This window comes from Sphingomonas bacterium (assembly GCF_028292945.1).
In the GTDB taxonomy this organism is placed as follows: domain Bacteria; phylum Pseudomonadota; class Alphaproteobacteria; order Sphingomonadales; family Sphingomonadaceae; genus Sphingomonas.
In genome coordinates, this window is the sequence record NZ_JAQGLJ010000010.1 from 1 (window position 1) to 24,610 (window position 24,610).

The 24,610-nt window shown below is 68.2% G+C and carries 33 protein-coding genes and 1 other RNA gene; 18 read left to right on the plus strand and 16 right to left on the minus strand.

What is annotated here, in order from left to right; translation table 11 throughout:
• Nucleotides 1–1,346 (minus strand): signal recognition particle protein (gene ffh / locus JWN21_RS01375; protein ID WP_299645612.1); only part of this gene is annotated, 1,346 nt, incomplete at its 3' end.
• A gap of 241 nt (nt 1,347–1,587) precedes the next feature.
• Here ffh and JWN21_RS01380 point away from each other — a divergent pair.
• Genes JWN21_RS01380 through JWN21_RS01390 form a run of 3 tightly spaced genes read left to right on the plus strand, consistent with a single transcriptional unit; the run spans nt 1,588 to nt 4,367 of the window.
• On the plus strand, nt 1,588–2,754 hold the full coding sequence (locus tag JWN21_RS01380) for a MiaB/RimO family radical SAM methylthiotransferase (RefSeq protein ID WP_299645613.1): 1,167 nt from the start codon (nt 1,588–1,590) through the stop codon (nt 2,752–2,754).
• A complete protein-coding gene (ftsY, locus tag JWN21_RS01385; RefSeq protein ID WP_299645614.1) occupies nt 2,755–3,690 on the plus strand; it encodes a signal recognition particle-docking protein FtsY in 936 nt (311 codons plus the stop codon).
• On the plus strand, nt 3,687–4,367 hold the full coding sequence (locus JWN21_RS01390; RefSeq protein WP_299645615.1) for a septation protein A: 681 nt from the start codon (nt 3,687–3,689) through the stop codon (nt 4,365–4,367). The genes ftsY and JWN21_RS01390 overlap by 4 nt, the downstream gene beginning before the upstream one ends.
• A gap of 1 nt (nt 4,368) precedes the next feature.
• Here JWN21_RS01390 and JWN21_RS01395 read toward each other — a convergent pair whose 3' ends face one another.
• Nucleotides 4,369–4,971 (minus strand): superoxide dismutase, encoded by a 603-nt coding sequence (locus tag JWN21_RS01395; RefSeq protein WP_299645616.1) that lies wholly within the window; start codon nt 4,969–4,971, stop codon nt 4,369–4,371.
• A 63-nt stretch (nt 4,972–5,034) separates the two neighbouring features.
• Nucleotides 5,035–6,039 (minus strand): phage shock protein operon transcriptional activator, encoded by a 1,005-nt coding sequence (gene pspF, locus JWN21_RS01400; RefSeq protein ID WP_299645617.1) that lies wholly within the window; start codon nt 6,037–6,039, stop codon nt 5,035–5,037.
• 234 nt (nt 6,040–6,273) lie between these two features.
• Here pspF and JWN21_RS01405 point away from each other — a divergent pair, with 234 nt between their 5' ends.
• From JWN21_RS01405 to JWN21_RS01450, 10 genes are all read left to right on the plus strand, one after another.
• The gene (locus JWN21_RS01405; protein WP_299645618.1) at nt 6,274–6,423 is read left to right on the plus strand and encodes a hypothetical protein; all 150 of its coding nucleotides are present in this window, start codon (nt 6,274–6,276) and stop codon (nt 6,421–6,423) included.
• Nucleotides 6,424–6,494: 71 nt separating this feature from the next.
• Nucleotides 6,495–7,175, plus strand: a complete 681-nt coding sequence (gene pspA, locus JWN21_RS01410) for a phage shock protein PspA (RefSeq protein WP_299645642.1) — start codon at nt 6,495–6,497, stop codon at nt 7,173–7,175.
• A 4-nt stretch (nt 7,176–7,179) separates the two neighbouring features.
• The gene (gene pspB / locus JWN21_RS01415) at nt 7,180–7,467 is read left to right on the plus strand and encodes an envelope stress response membrane protein PspB (RefSeq protein ID WP_299645619.1); all 288 of its coding nucleotides are present in this window, start codon (nt 7,180–7,182) and stop codon (nt 7,465–7,467) included.
• Between the two features lies 1 nt (nt 7,468).
• The gene (pspC, locus tag JWN21_RS01420) at nt 7,469–7,846 is read left to right on the plus strand and encodes an envelope stress response membrane protein PspC (protein ID WP_299645620.1); all 378 of its coding nucleotides are present in this window, start codon (nt 7,469–7,471) and stop codon (nt 7,844–7,846) included.
• A 65-nt stretch (nt 7,847–7,911) separates the two neighbouring features.
• Entirely contained in the window at nt 7,912–8,223 is a 312-nt protein-coding gene (locus JWN21_RS01425; protein ID WP_299645621.1) for a hypothetical protein, read from the plus strand.
• A 10-nt stretch (nt 8,224–8,233) separates the two neighbouring features.
• Nucleotides 8,234–8,506 carry a hypothetical protein gene (locus tag JWN21_RS01430; RefSeq protein WP_299645622.1) on the plus strand — a complete coding sequence of 91 codons (273 nt, stop codon included), beginning with the start codon at nt 8,234–8,236 and terminating at the stop codon, nt 8,504–8,506.
• Nucleotides 8,507–8,535: 29 nt separating this feature from the next.
• Nucleotides 8,536–8,874 (plus strand): hypothetical protein, encoded by a 339-nt coding sequence (locus JWN21_RS01435; RefSeq protein ID WP_299645623.1) that lies wholly within the window; start codon nt 8,536–8,538, stop codon nt 8,872–8,874.
• A 26-nt stretch (nt 8,875–8,900) separates the two neighbouring features.
• Nucleotides 8,901–9,179: a hypothetical protein gene (locus JWN21_RS01440; protein WP_299645643.1), complete on the plus strand. Its 279-nt coding sequence runs from the start codon at nt 8,901–8,903 to the stop codon at nt 9,177–9,179.
• On the plus strand, nt 9,176–9,415 hold the full coding sequence (locus tag JWN21_RS01445; RefSeq protein ID WP_299645624.1) for a hypothetical protein: 240 nt from the start codon (nt 9,176–9,178) through the stop codon (nt 9,413–9,415). The genes JWN21_RS01440 and JWN21_RS01445 overlap by 4 nt, the downstream gene beginning before the upstream one ends.
• Before the next feature lie 93 nt (nt 9,416–9,508).
• Entirely contained in the window at nt 9,509–9,916 is a 408-nt protein-coding gene (locus JWN21_RS01450) for a SufE family protein (RefSeq protein WP_299645625.1), read from the plus strand.
• Nucleotides 9,917–9,941: 25 nt separating this feature from the next.
• Here the strand turns inward: JWN21_RS01450 and JWN21_RS01455 are convergent, their stop codons facing one another.
• The 10 genes from JWN21_RS01455 to JWN21_RS01500 all read right to left on the minus strand — a co-directional run bounded on the left by JWN21_RS01455 (nt 9,942) and on the right by JWN21_RS01500 (nt 18,043).
• Complete coding sequence (locus JWN21_RS01455; RefSeq protein WP_299645626.1) at nt 9,942–10,472, minus strand: J domain-containing protein; 531 nt, start codon at nt 10,470–10,472, stop codon at nt 9,942–9,944.
• Between the two features lie 45 nt (nt 10,473–10,517).
• Nucleotides 10,518–10,892: RNase P RNA component class A (rnpB, locus tag JWN21_RS01460), an RNA gene on the minus strand.
• Between the two features lie 10 nt (nt 10,893–10,902).
• The gene (locus JWN21_RS01465) at nt 10,903–11,586 is read right to left on the minus strand and encodes an N-acetylmuramoyl-L-alanine amidase (protein ID WP_299645627.1); all 684 of its coding nucleotides are present in this window, start codon (nt 11,584–11,586) and stop codon (nt 10,903–10,905) included.
• Nucleotides 11,587–11,624: 38 nt separating this feature from the next.
• On the minus strand, nt 11,625–12,428 hold the full coding sequence (locus JWN21_RS01470; protein ID WP_299645628.1) for a protein-glutamate O-methyltransferase CheR: 804 nt from the start codon (nt 12,426–12,428) through the stop codon (nt 11,625–11,627).
• Nucleotides 12,429–12,463: 35 nt separating this feature from the next.
• Entirely contained in the window at nt 12,464–13,528 is a 1,065-nt protein-coding gene (cheB, locus tag JWN21_RS01475) for a chemotaxis-specific protein-glutamate methyltransferase CheB (RefSeq protein ID WP_299645629.1), read from the minus strand.
• A 12-nt stretch (nt 13,529–13,540) separates the two neighbouring features.
• Nucleotides 13,541–13,903, minus strand: a complete 363-nt coding sequence (locus JWN21_RS01480; protein ID WP_299645630.1) for a response regulator — start codon at nt 13,901–13,903, stop codon at nt 13,541–13,543.
• Nucleotides 13,904–14,004: 101 nt separating this feature from the next.
• On the minus strand, nt 14,005–14,433 hold the full coding sequence (locus tag JWN21_RS01485) for a chemotaxis protein CheW (protein WP_299645644.1): 429 nt from the start codon (nt 14,431–14,433) through the stop codon (nt 14,005–14,007).
• Nucleotides 14,434–14,438: 5 nt separating this feature from the next.
• Complete coding sequence (locus tag JWN21_RS01490) at nt 14,439–16,721, minus strand: chemotaxis protein CheW (protein ID WP_299645631.1); 2,283 nt, start codon at nt 16,719–16,721, stop codon at nt 14,439–14,441.
• A gap of 215 nt (nt 16,722–16,936) precedes the next feature.
• The gene (locus JWN21_RS01495; protein WP_299645632.1) at nt 16,937–17,581 is read right to left on the minus strand and encodes a histidine phosphotransferase family protein; all 645 of its coding nucleotides are present in this window, start codon (nt 17,579–17,581) and stop codon (nt 16,937–16,939) included.
• 57 nt (nt 17,582–17,638) lie between these two features.
• Nucleotides 17,639–18,043, minus strand: coding sequence for a M67 family metallopeptidase (locus tag JWN21_RS01500; RefSeq protein ID WP_299645633.1), 405 nt, complete (start codon nt 18,041–18,043; stop codon nt 17,639–17,641).
• 18 nt (nt 18,044–18,061) lie between these two features.
• On the opposite strand from JWN21_RS01500, the gene JWN21_RS01505 reads away from it, so the two are divergent.
• The 3 genes from JWN21_RS01505 to mtgA all read left to right on the plus strand — a co-directional run bounded on the left by JWN21_RS01505 (nt 18,062) and on the right by mtgA (nt 20,759).
• A complete protein-coding gene (locus JWN21_RS01505) occupies nt 18,062–18,997 on the plus strand; it encodes an RluA family pseudouridine synthase (protein ID WP_299645634.1) in 936 nt (311 codons plus the stop codon).
• 68 nt (nt 18,998–19,065) lie between these two features.
• Nucleotides 19,066–19,971, plus strand: a complete 906-nt coding sequence (gene rpoH / locus JWN21_RS01510; protein ID WP_299645635.1) for an RNA polymerase sigma factor RpoH — start codon at nt 19,066–19,068, stop codon at nt 19,969–19,971.
• Nucleotides 19,972–20,081: 110 nt separating this feature from the next.
• Nucleotides 20,082–20,759: a monofunctional biosynthetic peptidoglycan transglycosylase gene (gene mtgA / locus JWN21_RS01515; RefSeq protein ID WP_299645636.1), complete on the plus strand. Its 678-nt coding sequence runs from the start codon at nt 20,082–20,084 to the stop codon at nt 20,757–20,759.
• 105 nt (nt 20,760–20,864) lie between these two features.
• Here the strand turns inward: mtgA and JWN21_RS01520 are convergent, their stop codons facing one another.
• From JWN21_RS01520 to JWN21_RS01530, 3 genes are all read right to left on the minus strand, one after another.
• On the minus strand, nt 20,865–21,194 hold the full coding sequence (locus JWN21_RS01520) for a YbaB/EbfC family nucleoid-associated protein (RefSeq protein ID WP_299645637.1): 330 nt from the start codon (nt 21,192–21,194) through the stop codon (nt 20,865–20,867).
• A gap of 45 nt (nt 21,195–21,239) precedes the next feature.
• Nucleotides 21,240–22,877 carry a DNA polymerase III subunit gamma/tau gene (locus JWN21_RS01525; protein ID WP_299645638.1) on the minus strand — a complete coding sequence of 546 codons (1,638 nt, stop codon included), beginning with the start codon at nt 22,875–22,877 and terminating at the stop codon, nt 21,240–21,242.
• A gap of 84 nt (nt 22,878–22,961) precedes the next feature.
• Nucleotides 22,962–23,147, minus strand: coding sequence for a hypothetical protein (locus tag JWN21_RS01530; protein ID WP_299645639.1), 186 nt, complete (start codon nt 23,145–23,147; stop codon nt 22,962–22,964).
• 501 nt (nt 23,148–23,648) lie between these two features.
• Here JWN21_RS01530 and rplJ point away from each other — a divergent pair.
• Together rplJ and rplL are read left to right on the plus strand one after the other, a co-directional pair.
• Nucleotides 23,649–24,173, plus strand: coding sequence for a 50S ribosomal protein L10 (rplJ, locus tag JWN21_RS01535; protein ID WP_299645640.1), 525 nt, complete (start codon nt 23,649–23,651; stop codon nt 24,171–24,173).
• 49 nt (nt 24,174–24,222) lie between these two features.
• Nucleotides 24,223–24,597 carry a 50S ribosomal protein L7/L12 gene (gene rplL / locus JWN21_RS01540; protein WP_299645641.1) on the plus strand — a complete coding sequence of 125 codons (375 nt, stop codon included), beginning with the start codon at nt 24,223–24,225 and terminating at the stop codon, nt 24,595–24,597.
• Nucleotides 24,598–24,610 lie beyond the last annotated feature (13 nt).

The following is a 24,610-nucleotide window of genomic DNA, read 5'->3' on the forward strand; positions in this document are numbered from 1 at the left end:
TTGCCCAGCATCGCCATCATGCCCTTGAGCCCGCCCAATTTCTTGAGCTTCTTCATGGCGCCCGCCATTTCCTGATGCATCTTCAACAGCTTGTTGACCTCCTGCACCGTGGTGCCGGAACCCTTGGCGATGCGAATCTTGCGCTTTGCATTTATCAGTTCGGGCTTGCCGCGCTCCTTGAGCGTCATCGAGCCAATCATCGCGTCCATGTGGACCAGCACCTTGTCGGTGCCGGGAGCGGACGCCATCGCCGCCTGTGCCTTTTTCATGCCGGGGATCATCCCCGCCAGCGCGCCAAGTCCGCCCATGCGGCTCATCTGCGCCAGTTGCGCACGCAGATCGTTCATGTCGAACTGACCCTTGAGCAGCTTGGCGGCCATGCGCTCTGCATCTTCGGCCTGGATGCTCTCGGCCGCACGCTCGACGAGGCTGACGACGTCGCCCATACCCAGGATGCGGCCGGCGACGCGCTCGGGGTGAAACGCCTCCAGCGCGTCCATCTTCTCGCCCGTGCCGGCGAACTTGATCGGCTTGCCAGTAACTGCACGCATCGACAGCGCCGCACCACCGCGCGCATCGCCATCCATGCGCGTCAGCACAATGCCGGTCAGCGGCACCTGGGCGGAGAAGTTCGTCGCGACGTTGACTGCATCCTGCCCGGTCAACTCGTCGACGACGAGCAGGATTTCCTGCGGCCGCGCCACGGCGGCCACGCTGCGCATCTCGTCCATCAGCGCCTGGTCGATGCTGGTGCGCCCGGCAGTGTCGAGCATCAGCACGTCGAAGCCCTGCAACTTCGCCGCCTGCAGAGCGCGACGGGCGATCTCGACCGGCTGCTGGCCCGTGACGATGGGGAGCGTCTGGACGTCGACCTGGGTACCCAGCGTCGCTAGCTGCTCCTGCGCGGCGGGACGGTTGACGTCGAGCGACGCCATCAGCACCTTCTTGCGATCGCGTCCGCCACCGCCGCCGGACAGCCGCTTGGCAATTTTGGCCGTCGTCGTCGTCTTGCCCGAACCCTGCAGGCCGACCATCATGATGATTGCAGGCGGCGTGACGCCCAGTTCCAGCTCGGACGCCTCCGAGCCGAGCATCTCGACCAATGCGTCGTTGACGATCTTGACGACCTGCTGCCCCGGCGTGACCGAGCGCAGCACGTTCTGGCCGATCGCCTTTTCGGTCGCCTTGTCGACGAACTCGCGCGCGACGGGCAGCGCCACGTCGGCCTCGAGCAGCGCGACGCGGACCTCGCGCATGGCAGTACGGACGTCCGCTTCGGTCAGCGCGCCACGGCCACGCAGCCGGTCGAAGACGCCGCCAAGCCGGTCGCTCAGACTTTCGAACATCGCCTCAAGACCCTAATAGTGCCGCCAAACGCAAGAAACGCCGGCGGACGAAACCTCGTCGGCCAGCGTGCACCCGGAGGTGCGCAATGCGTTCAGCAGCGGAACGTGCATGGCGAGTAGCGGAAGCCGGCCGAATATTCAACCGCCGTGCGCCTCCCGACTGCACCCCGGCTTCTGCCGGGGAGGCAGGGTCCGCGCCCGGACATGGACTCGCCCCCTCCCCGCCCTTAGATCGCGCGTCATGCCCGCCCCTACACCCGACGTCGTCAGCCTCGGCTGCCGGCTGAACATCGCCGAGAGCGACGCGATCCGGGCGATGCTCGGTGGGTGCGACGCGGTGGTGGTGAACAGCTGCGCTGTGACAGGCGCGGCGGTCAAGCAGACCCGCGTCGCTATCCGGCGTGCGCGGCGCGCGCGTCCTAGCGCGGAGCTGATCGTCACTGGCTGTGCGGCAACGATCGATCCGGCCGGCTTCACCGGGATGGCGGAGGTGGACCGGGTGGTGCCGAACGCCGCCAAGCTGCTGCCGGCGAGCTGGGGCGCGCGCCGTGCCGTCGTGCCCGTTGCACGCCATGCTCGTGCCTTCGTGCCCGTGCAGAACGGCTGCGATCATGCCTGCACTTTCTGCATCATCCCGCACGGTCGTGGGGCGAGCGTCTCGATCCCCGTCGACGCCGTCGTGGAGCGGGTGACCGCGCTGGTCGCGGCCGGCCAGTGCGAGGTCGTGCTGACCGGCGTCGACTTGACCAGCTATGGTCCCGAGCCGACGCTCGGCCATCTGTGCGAGCGACTGCTGACTGCAACGAAGGTCGAGCGGCTGCGGCTGTCGTCGGTCGACGCGCATGAGATCGACCCGACGCTGTTCGAGCTGCTGGCGAGCGAACCCCGTATGATGCCTCACATCCACCTGTCGCTCCAGGCGGGCAACGACCTGGTGCTCAAGCGCATGAAGCGCCGGCATTCGCGCGCCGATGCGATCGCGCTGGTCGCGCGGCTCAAGGCGCGGCGCGACGTTGCGATCGGGGCCGACCTGATCGCGGGCTTCCCAACTGAAAGCGAAGCGATGTTCGCCGACACGCTCGCGCTGCTCGACGATTGCGACATCGTCCATGCCCACATCTTCCCCTACTCGGCGCGGGAGGGAACGCCGGCCGCGCGGATGCCGCAGGTAGCGCTGGAGGTCCGCCGCGAGCGGGCGGCGCGGCTGCGCGCGGCGGCGGCGGATCGCAAGGCGCGGTGGCTTCGCACGCTGATCGGGACGGTGCAGGACGTGCTGGTCGAAAAGCCCGGCGATCGCGGACATGCGGGCAATTTCGCGGAGGTGCGGACCACGCCCGCGTCGGTCGGCAGCGTACAGCGCGTGGCGATTGCAGGCGTGGCCGGCGACCAGCTGATCGGGATGCAATAAATGGCCGACACTCCCTCTTGGCACGAGAAGCTGCTCGGCGGTTTCAAGCGCACCTCCGACCTGCTCGTCGGCAACCTCGCCGGGCTCGGCGCCGCAAGACTGACCGAGGAGACGCTCGACGAGATCGAGGAGGCGCTGATCGCGTCCGACCTTGGCCCGGCGACGGCGACGCGCATCCGGGCGCGGCTGGCGGAGGTGGGCGTAGAACGCAACATGGAGGAGCTGGGGATACGCTTGGTTGTGGCGGAAGAGGTGGAGCGTTCCCTCGCAAAAGTTGCGGTTCCGTTGCAAATCGAGGCGTTTCCGCGGCCGCAGGTGATCCTGGTAATCGGCGTCAACGGATCGGGCAAGACGACGACGATCGCCAAGCTCGCCCATCTGCTGAAGGAGCAGGATTACAGCGTCATGCTGGCGGCCGGTGACACGTTCCGCGCCGCCGCGATCGGACAACTGGCGACCTGGGCAGAGCGCGCGGGCGTACCGCTGGTGTCGGGCAAGGAAGGCGGCGACGCGGCAGGCATCGTGTTCGAGGCGGTCAAGCAGGCGACCGCGACCGGCATCGACGTGCTGATCGTGGACACCGCCGGGCGCCTGCAGAACAAGCGCGAGCTGATGGACGAGCTGTCCAAGATCAGGCGTGTGCTGGGGCGACTCAACCCCGCCGCCCCGCATGACGTGGTGCTGGTGCTGGATGCGACCACGGGTCAGAACGCGCTCAACCAGATCGAGGTGTTCCGCGACATGGCGGGCGTGACCGGACTGGTGATGACCAAGCTGGACGGCACAGCGCGCGGCGGCGTGCTGGTCGCGGCGGCCGAGCGCTTCGGCCTGCCGATCCATGCGATCGGGGTCGGCGAGGGCATGGGCGACCTGCGGCCGTTCGACGCCAACGAGGTGAGCCGGATCATCGCGGGCGTCGAGGGGGTGCGGAAATGACGGCACGTGCGGAACCCTCCCCCGGCCTGCGGATGGCAGTCGACTATGCGCCGCTGCTCGTCTTTTTCGCCGTCAACTTCCTCGCCCCGGCCGAGCCGATGCGACAGCTGGTCGCCGGCGCGACCCCTTTCCTGTCGGGGGTCGACAAGGTCGGCGCGCTCGTCATCGCGCGGGTCATCTGCGCGACGGCGGCGTTCATGCTGGCGACGATCGCGGCGATCGTCGTGTCGCGGGTCAAGCTCGGCCATGTGTCGCCGATGCTGTGGATCTCGGGCGCGCTGGTGCTGGTGTTCGGCGCGCTGACCGTATGGTTCGCGGACCCGCGCTTCATTCAGATGAAGCCGACCATCGTCTACACCACCTTCGCCGCAGTGCTGGGGTTCGGTCTCCTGACGGGGCGGCCGTTGCTGGAGGGGCTGCTCGGGTCCGCATATCCGGGACTGACCGCAGAGGGCTGGCGCAAGCTGACGCGCAACTGGGCGATGTTCTTCGTCGCGATGGCGCTGCTCAACGAAGCGGTGTGGCGCGGCACGGGATGGGATTTCTGGGTCGGTTTCAAGCTGTGGGGAGCGATCCCGCTGACGCTGCTGTTCGCAGGCAGCCAGGTGCCCATGCTGATGCGGCATGGGCTGACGCTGGCGGATGGGGCGGCAGCCAAGGAGCTGCCGCCCGAATAGCTTACGCGGCCTCGAACCGCTGGCCGACGACATCCCAGTCCACCACGTCCCACCACGCCTTCAGATACGCGGCGCGGTCGTTCTTGTAGGTGAGGTAGTAGGCGTGCTCCCACACGTCGTTGCCGAGCAGCGGCGTGCCCTTGTCCGCCGCGACGTCCATCAAGGGATTGTCCTGATTGGGCGTGCTCGTCACCTTGAGCGTGCCGCTCGCATCCGCGATCAGCCACGCCCAGCCCGAGCCGAACTGGCCGACGCCCTTGGCGTTGAAGTCTTCCTTCAGCTTGTCGAGCCCGCCATAGGTCTCGATCGCGGCGGCGAGCTTGCCCGAGGGCTGCCCCCCACCCTTCTTCATGCTTTTCCAGAAGAAGTCGTGGTTCCAGTAACCGCCGCCATTGTTGCGGATCAGCGGCGGGTGGCTGCCGGCGGTCGCCAGGATTTCCTCGATCGACTTGCCGGCCAGCTTGGGGTCGGCGGCGACGCCCTCGTTCAGCTTGTCGGTATACGCCTTGTGATGCTTGTCATGATGAACCGTCATCGTCTCCCTGGAGATGGTCGGCTCCAGCGCATCGTAGGGGTAGGGCAAGGGGGGCAGATCGAAGGGCATGTCGGGTCTCCTGGATTGTTGGCGAAGGTGCCGCGTAAACGCTCTGGACGGCGGAAGGGTTCGTTACGCAAGCGTTCCGATCAGGTCATGGCGACGCAGCGCGTGGCGGAGCTGGTCGTAGGTCAGGCCCAGCGCGTCCGCCGTGGTGCGCTGATTGTAGCGGTTCGCGGCCAGAGCGCGGGTGAGGAGCTGGCGTTCATAGCCGTTCACGGCCGTCTTGAAGTCCGCCGGCTCCGGCTCCGACGGCGCCGCGCTGGGCGCCGGAGGCTCTCCGCGAACAACCGTGCGCGGGCGATGCGGCGAGGCGAACGGGTCGAGCTCGATCGCGTCGATCGGGCCATCGGCATCCCAGCGGTAGACGGCGCGTTCGACCACGTTGCGCAGTTCGCGGACGTTGCCGGGCCAATCGTGGTTCGCCAGCTGCTCGGTCGCGAGCGGACCGAAACCGCCCCAGCGCTTGCGGCCGATCTCGGCGGCCATCCGCCGGCCGAAATGATCGGCGAGCACGGGGATGTCGCCGGCGCGGGCGCGTAGCGGCGGCAGCGTCACGACCTCGAAGGACAAGCGGTCGAGCAGGTCGGCGCGGAACGTGCCGGCCTCGACCCGGTCAGGCAGGTGCTCGTTGGTCGCGGCGACGATCCGCACGTCGACGCGCATCGGCCGCGACGAACCGATCCGCGTGATCTCGCCATATTCCACCGCACGCAGCAGCCGGTCCTGCGCCTGCATCGACAAGGTGCCGAGTTCGTCGAGGAATAGCGTGCCGCCGTCCGCCTCCTCGAAGCGCCCGACGCGCGCCTTGGTCGCGCCGGTGAAGGCCCCCGCCTCGTGCCCGAACAGCTCGGCTTCGATCAGCGTCTCGGGTAGGGCGGCACAGTTCATGATCACCAGCGGCTGATCCCAGCGCGGGCTGAGCCGGTGAAGCCGCTCCGCGACCAGTTCCTTGCCCGTGCCGCGCTCGCCGATCACCAGCACGGGGCGATCGAGTGCGGCGGCGCGGCTGGCGAGTTCGAGACAGTCGAGAAACGCACCCGACTGGCCAATGAACTGGGTCGTGCGCTCCGCCATGCGCCAACCAATGGCGCAGTTTCCTGAGGCTTAGCAAGGGGCGAGCGCAACCAAGTCGACGGCGGGCCAATCGCTGCTGCGCCCCGACTCTCGGTTTTGAACCGTAAGTGACTGAATTGACAGCAGGAGATGGGTCCACGCGTGTGCGGGGATGACGGCGGGCGCGACTTGGCACGGTGGATGCAAAGCACTCTGCAACGCCGCTGCGACGGCCACCACGAGGGAGTAGAAACAATGTTCGGGAAGTTCGGCCAGCAGTTCGCCGCCATCGTCTGCACGGTGCTGGTCAGCGCCACCTGCCTGGTCGCCGCGGTCGGCCCGGCCACCGGGTCCAGCCAGTTCGGCGGCCAGTCGGCCGGCTTGGCCGCGCGGTCCTTCGCATGATATTGGCGCCGATGGAGCGCCGCCCCACCCGCCTCCCGGCGGCGTCGCTGACGATCAGGAGCAATTTCGCCATGAGCATCTTTTCCCGCACCCGCGACATCGTCGCCGCGAACATGGCCGAGCTGCTGGAGAAGGCGGAAGATCCCGCCAAGATGATCCGCATGATCATCCTGGAGATGGAGGAGACGCTGGTCGAGGTTCGCGCCTCGGCAGCGCGCACCATCGCCGACCAGAAGGAGATGCGTCGCCACATCAGCAAGCTGGACGGCCTGCAGGCGAGCTGGACCGAAAAGGCCGAGCTGGCGCTGAGCAAGGACCGCGAGGACCTGGCCAAGGCGGCGCTGGGCGAGCGGCAGAAGGCGGCCGACATGGCCGACCAGCTGACCGCCGAGATCCAGGTGCTGGACGATGCGCTGCGCGCGTCCGAGGACGACATCGCCAAGCTGCAGGCCAAGCTGCGCGAGGCGCGGTCCAAGCAGGCCAACGTCCAGACGCGGCTGGAGAGCGCCAACAATCGTTTCAAGCTGCGCGAGATGTACGCCGGCGCCAAGACGCAGGATGCCTTCAGCCGCTTCGACGTGCTGGAGCGCCGGGTCGACGACGCGGAGGGCCGCGCGGAAGCGATGGGCCTGGGCGCCGTCAAGACGCTCGATGAGGAGATCGCCGAGCTGCGCTCTTCGGATCGGGTCGACGCCGAGCTGGAAGCACTGAAGGCGCGGCTGGCCGCCAACCTCGCCAAGCGGGAGGGCTGAGATCATGGAAGTCGTACTCGGATTTTTGATCCTGTTCATCGGGCTGCCGTGGATCGTGTTCCACTACATCACCAAGTGGAAGCAGGCGCCCAAGATCACGGTCGAGGACGAGCAGTTGCTGGACGACATGTTCATGCTCGCCCGCCGGCTCGAGGAGCGGCTGGTGACGGTCGAGCGCATCGCCGCAGCCGATCATCCCGACTGGAAGCCGGGGCTGAGCGCCCCGTCGCAGGAATGGCAGGGCAGCCTGAACGCGCCGCATTCCCCCTATCCCACCGACCGGAGGAACTGAGATGTCCGAGCGTCGTACCAAATTCTACCTGGACAAGCAGAACAAGAAGGTCGCGGGCGTCTGTGCCGGCATCGCCGACTATACGGGCGTCGATGCGACGGTGGTGCGGATCGCGATGGTGCTGCTGACAGTGACGACCGGCGGGCCGTTCATCCTCGCCTACATCATCGCCGCCTGGATGGCGCCGGCGAAGCCGACCGGGCTCTACAGCTCGGACGACGACGCCAAGTTCTGGCAGGGCGTCCGATCCAATCCACGTCGCTCCACGGCCGAGGTCCGATCCACTTTCCGCGACATCGATCGCCGGCTCGCCGACATCGAGACGCTGTACACCAGCCGCAATACGCAGCTGAGCAATGAGATCGAAAGCCTGCGCTGAACGCACGGGGCAAGATCGAGAACCTGCGCTGAGCGCGGCCAACATACGACACGGGGAGCAGGGTCATGCATTGGGGTGGACCGGAGTTCGTCTTGTGGATCATCGCGCTGGCGATCGGGGCGGGCATCATCAAGACGTGGATCAAGGCCAGGCACGGCTATCCGCTGGAGGATCGTGGCCGCAAGCACGAGCGGCGGATGCGCCGGGCGCAGCAGCTCGACGGCCTCGACGATACCCGCAAGGTAGCGCTGCTGACCACCGAGAACGAGCGGCTGAACGGTCAGGTGGGGCGGCTGGAAGAGCGGCTGGCGGTGCTGGAGCGCATCGTCACCGACCCCGCCGAGCGCACCGCCCGCGAAATCGACGCGCTGCGCTGAGGAGGCAACGATGTTCAGCGAAGAGTTCATTTTCACCTTGATCATCGGGGTGGTTCTGGGGGCCGCCATCACCCTGCTGATCCAGCTCTATGGGCGGCGCAAGGTGCGCCAGGCGATCGGCGAGACGCAGGCGGAAGCCGAACGGCGGCTCGCGCTGCTGACCAACGCCAGCGACCGGCAGATCGGGCAGATCGACCGCTTGCAGGAGCGCATCGGCGTGCTGGAGCAGATCGCGGTCGAACCGGCGCACCGCACCGCGCGCGAAATCGAACGGCTGCGCTGAACGGCGTATGCGAGAGGGGTAACACGATCATGTCGCCGGAAAAATTCGCCATCGCCCAGACGCTGTTCACCGCCATCGGCGTGGTCGGCGTGGCGGGCATGGTCGGTTGGGTCGCCACCACATGGATGCGGATCAAGAACGGCTATCCGCTCGACGGCGCCTGGGGCCAGTCGGTATATCCGCGCAAGGACGCGGAGACGGGCGAGCGCGTCAAGCTGTTGAGCCAGGAGAATGCGCAGCTCCGCGCCGAGCTGGGTTCGGTCAAGGATCGGCTCGCCAATGTCGAGCGGATCGTCACCGACAGTTCGCATCGATTGAGCCAGGACATCGAACAGCTGCGCGTTCCGACGGGGAGCCTGCGCCAGTGAGCCCGCTTTTGATCCCCATCTTTGCCATGATGATCTCGATCGTGGCGATCCTGGCGGGCACCGTGTTCAAGCCGTGGCTGAAGCTCAAGGAGCGCCAGATGGAGCTCGCCAGCACCGAGGCGGCCGAGAAGGCGGCGCAATATGCCGCGCAGACCGAACGGCTGGAACAGCGCGTCCGCGTGCTGGAGCGTATCGCCACCGATCGCGGCCAGGACCTGGCGGGCGAGATCGAGCGGCTGCGGGATCGGCAGGAAGGGCCGGTGTTGCCGCGGCCGGCGGGGGACAGAGAGGAGACAGGCAGATGACCGATCCGACGGTGTACCTGACGCTATCGCTGTCGGCGCTGGCCGGCACCGCGATGATGACGACCGCCGGGCTGGCGGGATGGCGCGGCTGGCTGCAGCTCAAGCGCCTCGAACTGGCCCGCGACCACGACGCGGACCGGCCGGCCCCGACCGGCGCGGGCGCGCGGATCGAGATCGCGGACCTGCGCGAGCGCATCAGGAAGCTGGAAGCGATCGCGGCGGGGGTGGAGTTGTGATCGAGCGGTTCGCCTGCTTCCGCGGGGATGACGGATAGGGACGGGCATGAGGGGTGAGTTGATCGCCCTGAGCTGCGGTCTTACCTAGTTTCGATGCCCACCCTTGCCGACATCCACGACGAATACGCCTTTCTCGACCCCGACGATCGCTACCGCCTGCTGATCGACCTCGGGCGTGAGCTCGCGCCGATGCCGGCGGCGTTGAAGACCGACGCAACGCTGGTACGGGGGTGTTCGGCGTCGGTGTGGATCTACCCGACGCAGGTCGCGGGAGGACGGTTGCACTTCCTGGCGGACAGCAACGCGGCGATCACCAAGGGGCTGGTCGCGCTGGCGCTGGTGGCGGTGCAGGACCGGACGCCCGCCGAGATCGTCGCCACGGACATCGCGGCCGAGCTCGCCCCGTTCGACCTGCAACGGCAGCTGAGCAGCAACCGCACGCAGGGGCTGCCGAACATGATCGCGCTGATCCGGGAGACGGCTGCCCGGATGGCGGGGTAACCCTCTCCCGCGGGCGGGAAAGCCGTTACCCTGCCCGCACCTCTTCCGCTGCCCTCAACACCTCGTACGCGGCCTGGATCTGCTGGAACTTCGTCGCCGCCGCGGCGTCGCCGGGGCGGATGTCGGGATGGTTCTCCTTCGCCAGCGTCCGCCAGGCCGCGCGGACCTCGTCGAAGCTGGCGTCGCTCTCGACGCCGAGCGCCTCCAGCGCCCGCATCTCGTCGCGGCTGCGGGTGCCGTCGCCGGGGCCGCCCCAGCTATAGTGTTTCGCGCCGGCATAGCCGTCGGCGGTGCGGGTTTCGGCCGACTCACGCGCGGCGGCTTCCTCGGCGGACAGGCCCTCGAAGTAGTTATAACCGCGGTTGTACTCGGCGGCATGGTCGACGCAGAAATACCAGCGATCGGGGCTGTTGGGCGATTTGGGTGCGGGACAATTGCCGGGTTGCTGGCAGTTGTGCCGGTCGCACAGGCGCACCCGCGTCGCCTCGGTCGCCGAGCCATAGCCCCGCCAGCGGGGAAAACCCCAGTCGTTCGAACGGGTAGGAGTGCGGGCCATGGGGGGCATCTAGGCGGTGGCATCGTGCAATGCCACCGCCGGAGATGCGCCAGGTGGTCTGTAAGCCGGGTTCTGTCCCTCCCTTGCGGGATTGGGCAACCATTCCTCTAGGCGCGCCGTTGCCGGCACGCTCAAGCAACCAACCCGGGCATCGGGTGGAAACACACCCCAGAACCCGAGGGTTCTTCGATGCCCCTATTCGGTCTTGCTCCCGGTGGGGTTTGCCGTGCCGCCCCTGTCACCAGGCGCGCGGTGCGCTTTTACCGCACCCTTTCACTGTCGCATGGTCGAAACCGTTGCGTTCTGCTCTCTGTGGCACTTTCCCTGGGGTCGCCCCCGGCGGGCGTTACCCGCCACCGTTGTTTCGCGGAGCCCGGACTTTCCTCGCCTCGTGAGAGCCGCGGTTGCCCGACCACCTGGCGCCCCTCCCCTACTCGTCCCCCATCGGCTTGGGAAGCAGCAGGGCGAGCAGGATCATCCGGCACTCGGCATCGACCTCGCCGTCGACCAGTTCGGGGCGGAAGCGGCGCTGGAACGCCATGATCGCAGCCATCGGCTCGGTCACGTCATAGCCGAACCGCTCCAGCGCGAGCAGAAAGCCGCCTTCGGTCCATTGCGGGTCCATCAGGTTCTTCGTCGGCCGCGGCAACGCCAGGCGGCGGCGCGCGAGTTCGCCCCAGGGGAACAGCTCGCCCGGATCGCGCTTGCGGGCAGGCGCAATGTCGGAGTGACCGACGATGTTGCCGCGCGTGACTTCGTGGCGATCCTTGATCTCGGCGACGAGTCGGACGACCGCGCCGATCTGTGCGGGCGGAAACGGGCGATAGCCGAATTCGTGGCCCGGATTGACGATCTCGATGCCGACCGACGCGGAGTTGACGTCGGTGAGCCCGCGCCAGTGCGACGCACCCGCGTGCCAGGCGCGCCGATCCTCCGCCACCAGCGCCTGCACCGTCCCGTCCTCGTCGACCAGGTAATGAGCGGAGACCTTGGCGGCGGGATCGCACAACCGCGCCAGCGCGGCCGCCGCGCTCTGCATGCCGGTATAATGCAGCACGATCATCGTGATCGGCAGCGCCCGCTCGTCGTGATTGGGCGATGGGAACTGCGTCATGGGACGTTGGTGACCTGCGGCGTCGGCGTTGTAAACCGTCAGGCGGCGAGCGTCGCTTCGGCGGCGGCCTTGGCATACAGGCCACGTGCCGCGCGGCTGGGTTCGAACAGGCGGGTCTGGCCGATCACGGTCTCGCCGGCGCCCAGCGCGAGCAGCCCGTCCGGGCGCAGCGCACCGGCAAGCCGCGCAAACACCGTCTGCTTGATCGTGGGTGCCAGGTACAACAGCACGTTGCGGCACAACACCAGGTCGAAGCGGCCCGCCGGCGCCGGCTCGGCGACCAGATTGGCACGGCGGAACTGGATGTTGCGGACCAGCTCGGGCTTGGCCACCCACTCGCCCGAGCCGTCGCCGTCGAACCACGCCATCAACCGGCGGATCGGCAGGCCTCGCTGAACCTCGAACTGGGTGAACCTGCCGGATCGGGCGCGCGCGAGCGCGGTTTCCGACACGTCGGTGGCGACGATCTCGGGCATCGTGCCGCCGCCGGCGCGCTCGGCGAAGAGCATGGCGAGCGACAGCGGCTCCTGACCGGTCGCGCAACCCGCGCACCAGATGCGTGGCCGGCGCCCCTGCGCCTCGACCGCAGTGACCGCGTCGAGCAACAAGTCGAACACCGCGGAATCGCGGAAGAAGCTGGACTCGCCGTTGACGAGCGCATCGACGACCTGGTCGCCGACCGAGGGGTCGCTGCCGTCGAGCACGAGCGTGACGAGGTCGTCCAGCGACGGCAGGTCGCGCGCCTTCAACAGCGGCTTGAGCGCCGTGTCGAGCCGCCACGAGCGATAGGAGGCGAGCTGCTGTCCCGTGCGGGCCTCCAGCAACGCGGTGAGCACGCGCACGGCGCTCGGAGAGAGGGGGGGTGAAGGGCTTGGCGTCACGGGCGGCGCCGCTCGGCCAGCAGGCGACCGATCGCGTCGGGGGGCAGCATGATGTCGGCCAGCCCTGCCGCGGCGACCGCACCGGGCATGCCCCAGACGACGGAGCTTTCCTGATCCTGCACCACCACCGCACCGCCCGCCGCGCGCAGGGTGCGCGCGCCATCCGTGCCGTCGCGCCCCATGCCGCTCAGCACCACGCCGATGGCGCGCGCGCCAAAGGCTGCGGCGGCGCTGGCGAGCATCGGATCTACCGAGGGCATGCAGCCGCTTTGTGAGGGCGCGTGCGACAGTCGGATGCACGCGCTGCCGTCGGGCAGCGCGGCCACGCACAGATGCGCGTCACCGGGCGCGACGATCAGGCGGCCGGGCCGGACGCGCATCCGGTCCGTGGCGACGTCGCAGGGACGGCCCGAGAGGGTCGCGAGCTGCGCGGCGAAATAGGGCATGAACGTTGCGGGCAGATGCTGGGTGATCAGGATCGGCAGGCGAAAGCCCGGGCGCAGCTCGCGCAACAGATGGCTCAGTGCGTGAATGCCGCCCGTCGAGGCGCCGATCGCGACGAGGTCATAGGCGTCCGCACGAGGGGTGGGCGCGCGCGGCGGAACCGGCGGCGCAGGTGCGACGAAGCCGGCGGGTTCGCCCAGTCGCCGCAGCTTGTCGAGCAGTGCTTGCGCAAAGTTCGCCGAGAACGCGCCCGCCGTCGGCTTCACCAGCGTGTCGGCGGCGCCGAACGCGAGCGCCTGGATCGTCTGCTGCGCGCCATCGGCCGCCGACGACGACACGATCAGGACCTTCGCCGCACCACCCGCGACGATCAGATCGGGTAGCGCGGTAACCCCGTCGACGCCCGGCAGGTTGATGTCGAGGAGGATGAAATCGACTTGCTCCCGCGCCAGGAACTCCAGCGCGGTCCTCACGTCCTGCACCTCCCCGGCCACCATCAGGCCGTCGGAGCCTCCGATCACGCGGCCGATCACCGCGCGCGCCACCGCCGAGTCGTCGACGATCAGCACGCGTGCCCGCTGGTCCGGCACTGGCGCGCGCAGGGTAGCAGCTCGCATCGGACCTTCGCCTTAGGCGCCGACGATCTGGAGCTTGGATTCCAGCGTGTCGCGATCGAACGGCTTCATGACGTATTCGTCGGCTCCGGCTTCGATCGCGGCGCGGATGTACGCCATGCCGCTCTCGGTCGTGCAGAACACCACCTTGGGCCGCGAGGGGATGTTCGATTCGCGCAGCGCGCGCAGGAAATCCATCCCGCTCATCACGGGCATGTTCCAATCGAGCAGCACCACGTCGGGCGCCGTCGCCATGCACTGGTCGAGCGCGTCGCGCCCGTCCACCGCCTCGGTAACGCGATAATCGAGCGTTTCCAGGATGTGGCGGGCGACCTTGCGGATCACCTTGGAGTCATCGACGACGAGGCAGGTCTTCATGGGGTGACTCAACTTTCGATCAATGTCGACACGGATGTAGGCGGTAAGCGTTTGCGGGGCGTTAAGCCGCGGGGTCTGGTGGCGTGGTCGAGCAGCGGTGGTCAGGCGGCGTGGGCGAGCTGGACACCGGGCAGGAGGCAGGCGAGGTCGATCACCAGCACCGGCTCGCCGTCGCGTTCGATCAGCGCGACCCCGGCGGTGGCCCAGCCATGCCGCAGCGACACACCGCCAAGCGGTTGGCGTGGGAACGGTGCGACATCCTCCAGCGCGTCGACCAGCACCGCATAGTAATGACCATCGGCATGGGTGATGATGGCACGGCGCGTGGCAAGATCGGTCGACGCGAGTCCCAGCGCCACGCCGGTATCGATCACCGTCACCACGCGGCTGCGCAACGCGGCCAACCCGCGAACCGAACGCTCGGACCCCGGAACCGGCACGATCTCGCCCAGATCAACCACCGAATCGACCTGGATTGCCGGCACGGCGATCGGGCATCCGGCGACGTGGGCGATCAGGAACAGTTGCATGTCGGTCACGCTCCCAGCCGGCCGGCGACGGCTGCGATCAGCGCCGCACGGTCGTAACGATAGATGCTGTCCGCGCCGCCCGCGACTTCCCGACGCAACTGAACGACATCGCCCGCTGTCGAGGTGAACACGGTTGCATCGTCGGCCATCATCAGTGTGACGACCGGCTGCTCGCCCGGCAGTGCTGCGGTAGCGCAGCGATAGCCGAGGCCCTCCAAGGCAGGCTTCAGGAACGCTTCCATCCACCCCGACCCATCGCACTGCAGCAGACAGAGCGGGCGAGCGACGACGGTGCCGTCGCCGCCGGCGAAGAGCGCATGCGCATCGACCAGCTCGACCTGCTCGCCAGCGATCATGGCAACGCCGGCGATCAGCCCCTCGCCAGCCGGCGCGAGGCCCGGCGCGACGGCGACGATCTCGATCGGCTCGGCGATCGCATAGGCGATCTCGGACATGCCATCGCTCAACCGTAGCACCGCGACCTGGCCGCGCCCCTCCAGCGAGCCCGTCAGGTGCAGCGGCAGGCTGCGATCGCCCAGCGACAGACGCCGACGGCCGCCGGTCACGCGAATGGCATCGGCGGGCACCGTCTCCACCCGGTCCAGCGCGGCGAGCGCGATCAGGCGGCGCTGCCCATCCAGGTCCAGGAACAGCAGGGCCGGCATCCCGGCCGGTGCGACCGCCTCCTCGACGTCGTCGGTTACCGCCAGCTTGTCAAAGCGCAGCCCTCCCGCCAGCGCAAGTCCGCTGCCGTCCAGCAACAGCATGGGTCGACCGCTGTCCGGCAGGGTCATGCCGGCGTAGAAGCCCGTCGCCATGATCGCCGGCGGTGCAGGCTTCACCACCAGCTCCTCCGTATCGATCACCCCATCGACGCCCAGCGCGTAGTCGCCGTCGCGCGTCGAGATGATCGCCAGCGTGTCCGCCGGACCGCCGTCGGTGACGCCGATCAGCGCGGCCAGTCCCAGCACCGGCAGTCGTCGGCCGCGCACCGTCGCCACGGTGGCATCGCCGATCGTGTCGAGCCGGACCGATGCGCCATGCGCGACCACGATCTCCTCGACCGCCGAGCGCGGGATCGCGAAGCGCTGCGCACCGACCCGGACGACGATCGTCGACAGGATGGAGAGCGTCAGCGGCACATGGATCGACAGGGTCAGGCCATGACCGGGGCGATTGCGCAGCACGACGCGTCCGCCGATCTGCTCGATATTGGCGCGCACCACGTCCATGCCAACGCCACGGCCAGAAATGCCGGTAACGGTGTCGCGGCTCGACAGCCCCGGCTCGAAGATCAGCTCCAGCGCCTGCTCTTCGGTCAGCGCGGCGAGCGCCGCCGGGTCGCGCAGCTTGCGCTCGCGTGCCTTCGCGACGAGTCGCGCGATGTCGATGCCGCGACCATCGTCGGCGATCTCGACGACGATCTGATTGCCGGATTGACGCGCGACGACGGTCAGTTGCCCCGTCTCGCGCTTGCCGGCGGCGCGCCGCTCGGCGCGCGTTTCCAGCCCGTGGTCGACCGCGTTGCGGATGATGTGGATCAGCGGATCGCGCATCAGCTCGACCATCTCGCGATCCAGCTCGACGTCGCTGCCCTCGATCGTCAACGTCACCGCCTTGGCGAGTTCGGCGGCGGTATCCCGCACGATGCGCGGGAGTGCCGCGAACAGCGCGTCGATCTTTTGCATGCGCGTGCGGGTGACCGCGTCGCGCATGTCCGCGACCGTCAGCGACAAGCGCTCCAGCGCCGCGTCCACGCGCGGTTCCTGCCCGTGGTCGCGCAGGCAGCGCGCCAGCTCGTTGCGGGCGAGCACCATGTCGGACATGCCGCTCATCATCCGGTCGAGCAGGTCGACATTGAGGCGGATCGATCGCGCGGCGTTGCGCGTCGCGACGGCGGTGACGGCGGCGGCCGGCGCGGCATCTGGCGCCAGCGCGGCGATCAGCAGATCGTCGCTGCCGTCCTCCAGCGGCGCACCGGACGCGATCGCCTCGGTGAGTTCCCCGATCCGGTCAACGATGGCGAGCACCGCGTTGACGAGCGCGGTATCCGGCAGGCGCTCGCCATCGCGGGCGGCGCCAAGCACGTCCTCGGCGGCGTGACTGAGCCGGGCAAGCCGCGGCAGGTTGAGAAAGCCGCAGCTGCCCTTTACCGTGTGAACGAAGCGAAAGATGGCGTCGAGCCGCGCGCGATCGGCCGGATCGGCCTCCCACGCGACGATCTCCCCGCTGAGCGCTTCCAGCGTCTCGCGGGTTTCGCCGATGAACTCCTGGAGCAGCTCGTCCATGCGCAGGCTATGGGGTGGGAAAAGTAAAGGCGGCGTTTACCGCAATCACTTCATGCCGGCCTTGAGCCGGCATCGGACGTGCGACAAATGCCACGTTGCAAGTGATGGACATCGGCATGGACCGCCGCGGCAAGGCCGCGTCGTGGCACGGGTTCAGCTTCGCCGCCCCGCCGTCCGGGCTTGCGCGGGTCAGCCGGTCGTGGCCGACCGCCGCGCTACGCCATGTTCAACGCCGCCCCGAACAGCATCACGTTCTCGCCCGCGTCAGAGACCACCACGCTGCCGCCAGCGTCCTTTGCGAGCGTATGCACCAGATACGCGGCTGCGACCCGGGGCGTGATGCCGTCCGAGCCCTCGCCATCGGTCAGCGTGCGGCGGATGTCGGGGTCGAGGATCACGCGCGTGCCCTCCGCGCGCAGCACGATCTCCAGCTGGCCGCCATTTTCCTCGCCGCCGATGTCGAGCTTGCCGCCACGCACCAGCGCATCGCCGGCGATCATCGCCAGGTTGAGGAGCACCTTGGCGGCAGGCTTGGGCAGCTGCTCGGCCTCGACCAGCCAGTTCAGCTCGACCTTGCGGCCAGCGGACAGCAGCCCCTCGATCGCGCCCCGGCATTCGCGCGCGTCGACCAGATCGCCGAAGCCGCCTGCCGCCCCAAAGGCGAGGCGGAAGAATTTGAGCTTGTTGGCCGACGTCTTCGCGCTCTCGGCGAGCAGGTCCAGGCAACGCTGACGCATCGCCGGATCGGTTTCGTCGGCGAGCAGCTCCAGCCCGTTGTTGAGCGCGCCGACGGGGGAAAGCAGGTCGTGGCACAGGCGCGAGCAGAGCAGGCTGGCGAAATCGACGGGAGTGACGGTCATGGAGGGCCCTTGATTTTGCGGCACCGTGGCGGAGCGGGCGGGCGGGTGCAAGGTTGGTTAACCGCTGACCGAACAGTCCACCGCGTCGAATCGTTCATGGATCGCGCCGCACGCCACTGCCCGGAACAGCCGCGCCTGACCTGACCCGACGATCAGCCACAGCCAGCCGTTCGCCGCCGCGTCGGCCGCGTCGCGCGGCGACGGCGTGGGGTTCCCGCCGGGGTGCGAGTGGTAGCAGCCGATCAGTTGCGGCCCGCCGGCGCGCGCGGCGCGATGCGCGGCGATCAGCGCGGCCGGATCGATCTCGAACCGAAGATGCGGGTCGGCGGCGACATTGCGGCAGGGCTCCGTAGCCTCGATCGCTTCCGGCGTGCCGAACAGCAGACCGCAGATTTCATCGGGCCAGGCCGCCGCGTCGGCCATGATGCGCTGCAGCAAGTCGCTTGAAATCCGCACGTCCATGCCCATCTCCGTACGCTAATGGACCGGGGGGTTTCCATCATCGAAGCGCGTATCCGCCCGGCCGCGGACGGCTGGCGGCTGGATCGTGCGCTCGCCGACGCTGCGCCGACGCTGTCGCGCGAGCGGCTGAAGGTCCTGATCAACGCCGGTCAGGTGTCGCGCGACGGGCTGACGGTGCGCGATCCGGCCAAGCGCACAGGCGCAGGCGAGGTTTTCGCGGTGACCGTCCCCCTCCCCACGCTCCCGCACAACGAGGCGCAGGCGATCGATTTCGGCGTCGCGTTCGAGGACGACCATCTGATCGTGGTCGACAAGCCGGCCGGGCTCGTCGTGCATCCGGCAGCGGGCAATCTGGACGGCACGCTGGTCAACGCGCTGCTCCACCATTGCGGCGGATCGCTGTCGGGGATCGGCGGGGTGGCCAGGCCCGGTATCGTCCATCGCATCGACAAGGACACGTCCGGACTGATGGTGGCAGCCAAGACCGACCGCGCTCACGAGGGGCTGGCGCGGCAGTTCGCGGATCATTCGATCGACCGGCGTTACCTGGCGATCACGCGGGGCAAGCCGAACCCGGCGGCGGGCAAGGTCGACGCCCCGCTCGCGCGCTCGCCGGTGGACCGCAAGAAGGTGGCGATCGTTGCCGGCGGCAAGCGGGCGGTGACGCATTACCGCACGCTGCAGCCGCTGACCGGCGGAGCATTGGTCGAGTGCCGGCTGGAGACGGGGCGCACGCATCAGGTACGCGTTCACATGGCATCGCTGGGGCATCCGCTGATCGGCGACCCGGTCTATGGTGGCGCGCACCCGGCCGCGACAAGAATTGCTTTCAGGCGGCAGGCATTGCATGCGGCGCGCCTGGGCTTCAAACATCCGATAACGGGTGAAACGCAGGTCTTCACCAGCGAAATGCCTGCCGACATGCAGGAACTGTTCAGGGCGCTTGACGCATAGGTCATGCGTTTCGTCACGTTGTTGGACAGCGGACGCAACCCTCGACCATCAAGGGGAGTTTTACGAACATGGCAAAAAGTAGCAATCTCCCCGCGACCATTCCCGCGCTCGGCACCGAGGCGGGGCTGAACCGCTATCTGGCCGAGATCAAGAAATTCCCGCTGCTCCAGCCCGAGCAGGAGTATATGCTCGCCAAGCGGTTTTCGGAGCATGGCGACCCCGATGCCGCGGCACAGCTCGTCACGTCGCACCTGCGGCTCGTGGCCAAGATCGCGATGGGGTATCGCGGCTACGGCCTGCCGACCTCCGAGCTGATCTCCGAAGGCAATATCGGCCTGATGCAGGGCGTGAAGAAGTTCGAGCCGGAGCGCGGCTTTCGCCTCGCCACCTATGCGATGTGGTGGATCCGCGCGTCGATCCAGGAATATATCCTGCGCTCGTGGAGCCTGGTGAAGATGGGCACCACGGCGGCACAGAAGAAGCTGTTCTTCAACCTGCGCCGGATGAAGTCCAAGCTGGATGCGTTCGAGGACGGCGATCTCAAGCCCGAGCACATCACCAAGATCGCGACCGATCTGGGCGTGGCCGAAAGCGATGTCGTGTCGATGAACCGCCGCATGGCGATGGGCGGCGACACGTCGCTCAACGTCTCCATGCGCGAGGACGGCGAGGGTCAGTGGCAGGATTGGCTGCAGGACGACGCGCCTTTGCAGGACCATGTCGTCGCCGAGACGCAGGAGGCGGAGGTCCGCCACACCATGCTGGTCGATGCGATGGGCGACCTGAACGACCGCGAGAAGCACATCCTGACCGAGCGCCGCCTGACGGACGATCCCAAGACGCTGGAAGAGCTGTCGCAGGTATACGGCGTGTCGCGCGAGCGCGTCCGCCAGATCGAGGTACGCGCGTTCGAGAAGCTGCAGAAGGCGATGATGCGGCTCGCCGGAGAGAAGCGGCTGCTCGTAGCCGCGTAGCGGTGGCAATGGCACCGGCGAGCCCGTCCGGCAGGTCGGCGGCCACGCCGTCGAGCCTGTCCGACGAGCACGGTCTTTGCCCGCGCGGGGCCTGTCGGTAGACAGCGACGATGGCAGTTCGCTTCCTACGGCTTGCACTCAAGGCGGCGCTGATCTTCGTCGTGGTCACTGTCCTGTGGGCCGGGATATATCGGTTCGTGCCGCCGCCGGTCACGATGACGATGCTCGGCGATGCCCTCGAGGGACGCGGCATCGACAAGAACTGGATGAGTCTGTCGGCCATCGACCCGGACATGGCGCGCGCCGCGATCGCGGGCGAGGACTCGCGTTTCTGCTCGCATAGCGGCTTCGATTGGCGGGGGATGGCCAGCGCGGCGGCCAATAATGTGCAAGGCAAGCGGCTGCGTGGCGGTTCGACGATCAGTCAGCAGACTGCGAAGAACGCCTTCCTGTGGCAAGGTGGTGGCTATGTCCGCAAGGCATTCGAGGCGTATTTCACGCTGCTGATCGAGACGCTGTGGGGCAAGCGGCGAATCATGGAGGTGTACCTCAACATCGCCGAAACGGGCATCGGCACCTATGGCGCGAACGCGGGATCGATGCGTTATTTCGGGCATGACGCCAGCCGCCTGTCGCCAACCGAGGCGGGTCGCATCGCCGCGGTGCTGCCGCTGCCGAAGAAGCGCGCGGCGATCTCGCCGACCGGGTTCGTGCGGCGGCATGGCAACCGGCTGGCGCGGGTGGTGGGCGTGGTGCGGCGCGAGGGGCTGGACCGGTGTCTGAGATAGCGTAGCCTGCCGCCCTTTCTTGGCGGAAGCCGGGACCCAGTCCGCGGCGCCACCGACTGGGCCCCGGCGTCCGCCGGGGAAGGCAATTGATTGCCTCTCAACCGCTCAGAACGGCAGCTTGAACCCCGGTGGCAGCGGCAGTCCGCTGGTCATCTTGCCCATCTCCGTGCTCGACACCGCGTCGGCCTTGTTCCGCGCGTCGTTGAACGCGGCGGCCAGCAGATCCTCCAGCATCTGCTTTTCCGATACCTGCATCATCGAGTCGTCGATCGCGATGGCGATGACGCGGCCCTTGGCGGACGCCTTGATCTTGACCAGGCCGCCGCCGGCGACGCCTTCCACCTCGACCGTGTCGAGCTTGGCCTGCGCGGTCTGCAGCTCGTTCTGGACGTTCTGCGCCATCTCCATGATCTTCTTCAGCTGGTCGTCGTTCATCGTTCAGGCACTCCGTTGGGCGGGTCAGGCGCTACGCTCGGCAAGTCAGGCGCTGCGCTGGCCGGGCCAGGTTTCCAGTTCCGCGTCGGGGAACGCTTCGAAAGCCGCTTTGATCATCGGCGAGTCGAGGATGGCCTGTTTCGCCGCCTCCTCGCGACCGCGTTCACGCTCCAGCAGGGTCGGTTCGCCGGGCTGATCGGCGAAGCTCACCCGCCACGCCCGCCCGCTCAGCGCCTTCAGCGCGGTATTCAGGTCCGACAAGGTGTCCGCCGACATCGGTCGCGCCCCGCTCAGGACAAGTTCGGGAGGATCGTAGCGCACTACGCTCGTGCCCTGTTTGAGCTTGACCGCCAAGCCCAGCGAGCCTGCCCGGTCGAGCGCCTCCACCAGCGCCTCGAAGCTGGGGGGCAGACTGGCCGCTGGCTCCGCCGCCTTGGCGGCTGCCGGTGCCGGGGCCGTGGCCGTGGCCGTTGGCGCCGGCACCGTACCGGCCGCGATCTGGCGCGCGAGATCGCCAGGATCGGGCAGCGTCGAGGCGTGGATCGCGCGCAGCAGCGCCATTTCCGCCGCCTCGATCGGCAGGGCGGCGCGACCGACCTCCTCATGCCCCTTCAGAAACAGCTGCCATAGCCGGTGCAGCGCCGGAAACGACAGCGCGGCGGCCCAGTCGGCGCGCGCCTGTCGCTCCTCCGCCGACTGCGCGGCATCGGGTGCGGCGTTGACCTTGGCCAGCGTGACGCCGTGCACCGTCTCCAGCAACCCGCGCAGCACCGCCAGCGGGTCGACGCCCAGGTCGTACTGCCGCCGCAGCTGGTTGAGCGCGCCTGCGCCGTCGCCCGTGAGCACCAGCGCGAACAGGTCCCGCACCGCGCCGCGATCGGACAGGCCCAGCATCTCGCGCACCGCACGCGCCGTCACCGCCTCGCCCTCCAGCCCGGCATGGGCGATCGCCTGATCGAGGATCGACAGCCCGTCGCGCGCGGACCCTTCCGAGGCGCGGGCGATCAGCGCCAGCGCCTCCGGCTCGGCGACGACGCCCTCCAGATCGCAGACCTTGCCGAAATGCTCGGCGAGCTTGTCCGCCGAAATGCGGCGCAGATCGAACCGCTGGCAGCGCGACAGCACGGTGATCGGCACCTTGTTCACCTCGGTCGTGGCGAACAGGAATTTGACGTGCGGCGGCGGCTCCTCGAGCGTCTTCAGCAGCGCATTGAAGGCGTTCTTGGACAGCATGTGGACCTCGTCCACGATGTAGATCTTGAACCGCGCGGAGACCGCGGCGTAGCGCGACGCATCGATGATCTCGCGAACGTCGTCGACGCCGGTATGCGACGCCGCATCCATCTCGATCACGTCCATGTGCCGCCCTTCGGCGATCGAGCGGCACGGGTCGCACACCCCGCACGGGTCGATCGTCGGCCCGCCCTGCCCGTCCGCGCCGATGCAGTTGAGCGCCTTGGCGATCAGCCGCGCGGTCGACGTCTTGCCCACCCCGCGCACGCCCGTCATCAGGAAGGCGTGGGCGAGCCGATCGCGCTTGATCGCGTTGCCCAGCGTCTGGACCATCGCGTCCTGCCCGATCAGCTCGCTGAACGTCTGCGGCCGGTATTTGCGCGCGAGGACGCGATACGCCTCGGCGCGCGGCTGCGGCGGTTCGTCGAGGCCGAGCAGCGTGTCGGTCACAGGGGCGCGGAACGGAAGGTGATTCGGGTCACCGCGCAGGTATGGCAGGTGACACGCGGGGGTAATAGGGCCGGAGGACCGGCATCACGATATGAGCACTGCCCGGCATTGGTCGAACAGGGCCGTCACGTTCGCGACGGGCGCGTCACCCTTACAGTCCCAAACCGGATCGATCTCGACGATCCAGCCCGTGGTGAAGGGGTCGTGGCTGAAATCGCCGGTCGACTGAGTATAGTGCTCGCCGGGTCGGGGGCGACGACGGTCGCCCAACGATTGTTGCCGACCGCTCCCTCGGGCGTGCCGTAGCGTGCCGGCGAGATGTTCTCCTTTGCCCGGCCCGCCGCCGTGCGCCGCGCGGCGTCGCCAGCATCGCGACGGAAATAGCCGGCCCATTCTCCTCGGCCGTCAGCTCCCTGGTCCAGGGATTGGTGCCGTTGGCGCAATTGTTGCCGCGCGCTTGCGTGCCATCGGTCGAGAAGCGCGTATGGAATAGCGGGTTGCGGCGCGGCGACTCTCGCGCGACACTGGCGTGACGCTGTTGACCGGGCGGTCGCGCGTCGTTATGCGCCCGTCCCGACCGGCACCCGTGCCGGGCATCCGTCCGAGACGGCAGGTGCCGGGGTTAGCCCTGGCTTAATCTCCTGCCCAGACGGGGAAACAGGATCAGCCGGGTTCGCCCGGCGTTCGTCGCGCTTGCGGCTCCCCTTCCCCATCGCTGGATTTCGTAACCGGGCGCGGCCGCACGGCTCGTGTCCCAATGTGGAGAAGCGCATGGATCGTGCTCAAAAAGCCGCGGCCGTCGCCGAGCTCAAGCAGACGTTCTCGTCGGTCGGCGTGGTGGTGGTCACCCGCAACAACGGCATGACGGTGGCGCAGTCGACCCGGCTGCGCAACGCGATGCGCGATGCCGGCGCGACCTATCGGGTCTCGAAGAACAAGCTCGCCCGCATCGCGCTGGACGGCACCCCCTACCTCTCGCTGGGCGACATGCTCACCGGGCCGGTCGGTCTCGCCACCTCGCCCGATCCGGTCGCTGCTGCCAAGGTCGCCGTCGAGTTCGCCAAGGGCAACGACAAGTTCGAGATCGTCGGGGGCGCGATGGGCGACACCCCGCTCGACATCGAGGGCGTCAGGGCGCTGGCGACGCTGCCGTCGCTGGACGAGCTGCGCGCGAAGATCGTCGGCCTGATCGTTGCCCCGGCAACCAAGCTGGCGACCATCACCCAGGCCCCGGCCGCGCAGATCGCGCGCGTGCTGCAGGCCTATGCCGACAAGGACACGGCCGACGCCGCCTGATCGGCTTCGTCTGCAACTCATCAACTGATCTGAACCGAAGGAAATCATCATGGCCGACCTTAATTCGCTCGTCGAGAGCCTGAGCGCGCTGACCGTCCTGGAGGCCGCCGAGCTTTCCAAGATGCTCGAAGAGAAGTGGGGCGTCTCCGCCGCCGCCGCCGTTGCAGCGCCTGCCGCCGGTGGCGGCGCCGCTGCCCCCGTGGTCGAGGAGCAGACCGAGTTCGACGTCATCCTGACCGGCGACGGCGGCAAGAAGATCAACGTCATCAAGGAGGTCCGCGCGATCACCGCGCTCGGCCTGACCGAAGCCAAGACGCTGGTCGAGTCGGCACCCAAGGCCGTCAAGGAAGGCGTGTCCAAGGACGAGGCCGCCAAGCTGAAGGCCCAGCTGGAAGCAGCCGGCGCGACCGTCGAGGTCAAGTGAGCTGAAGCGGGAG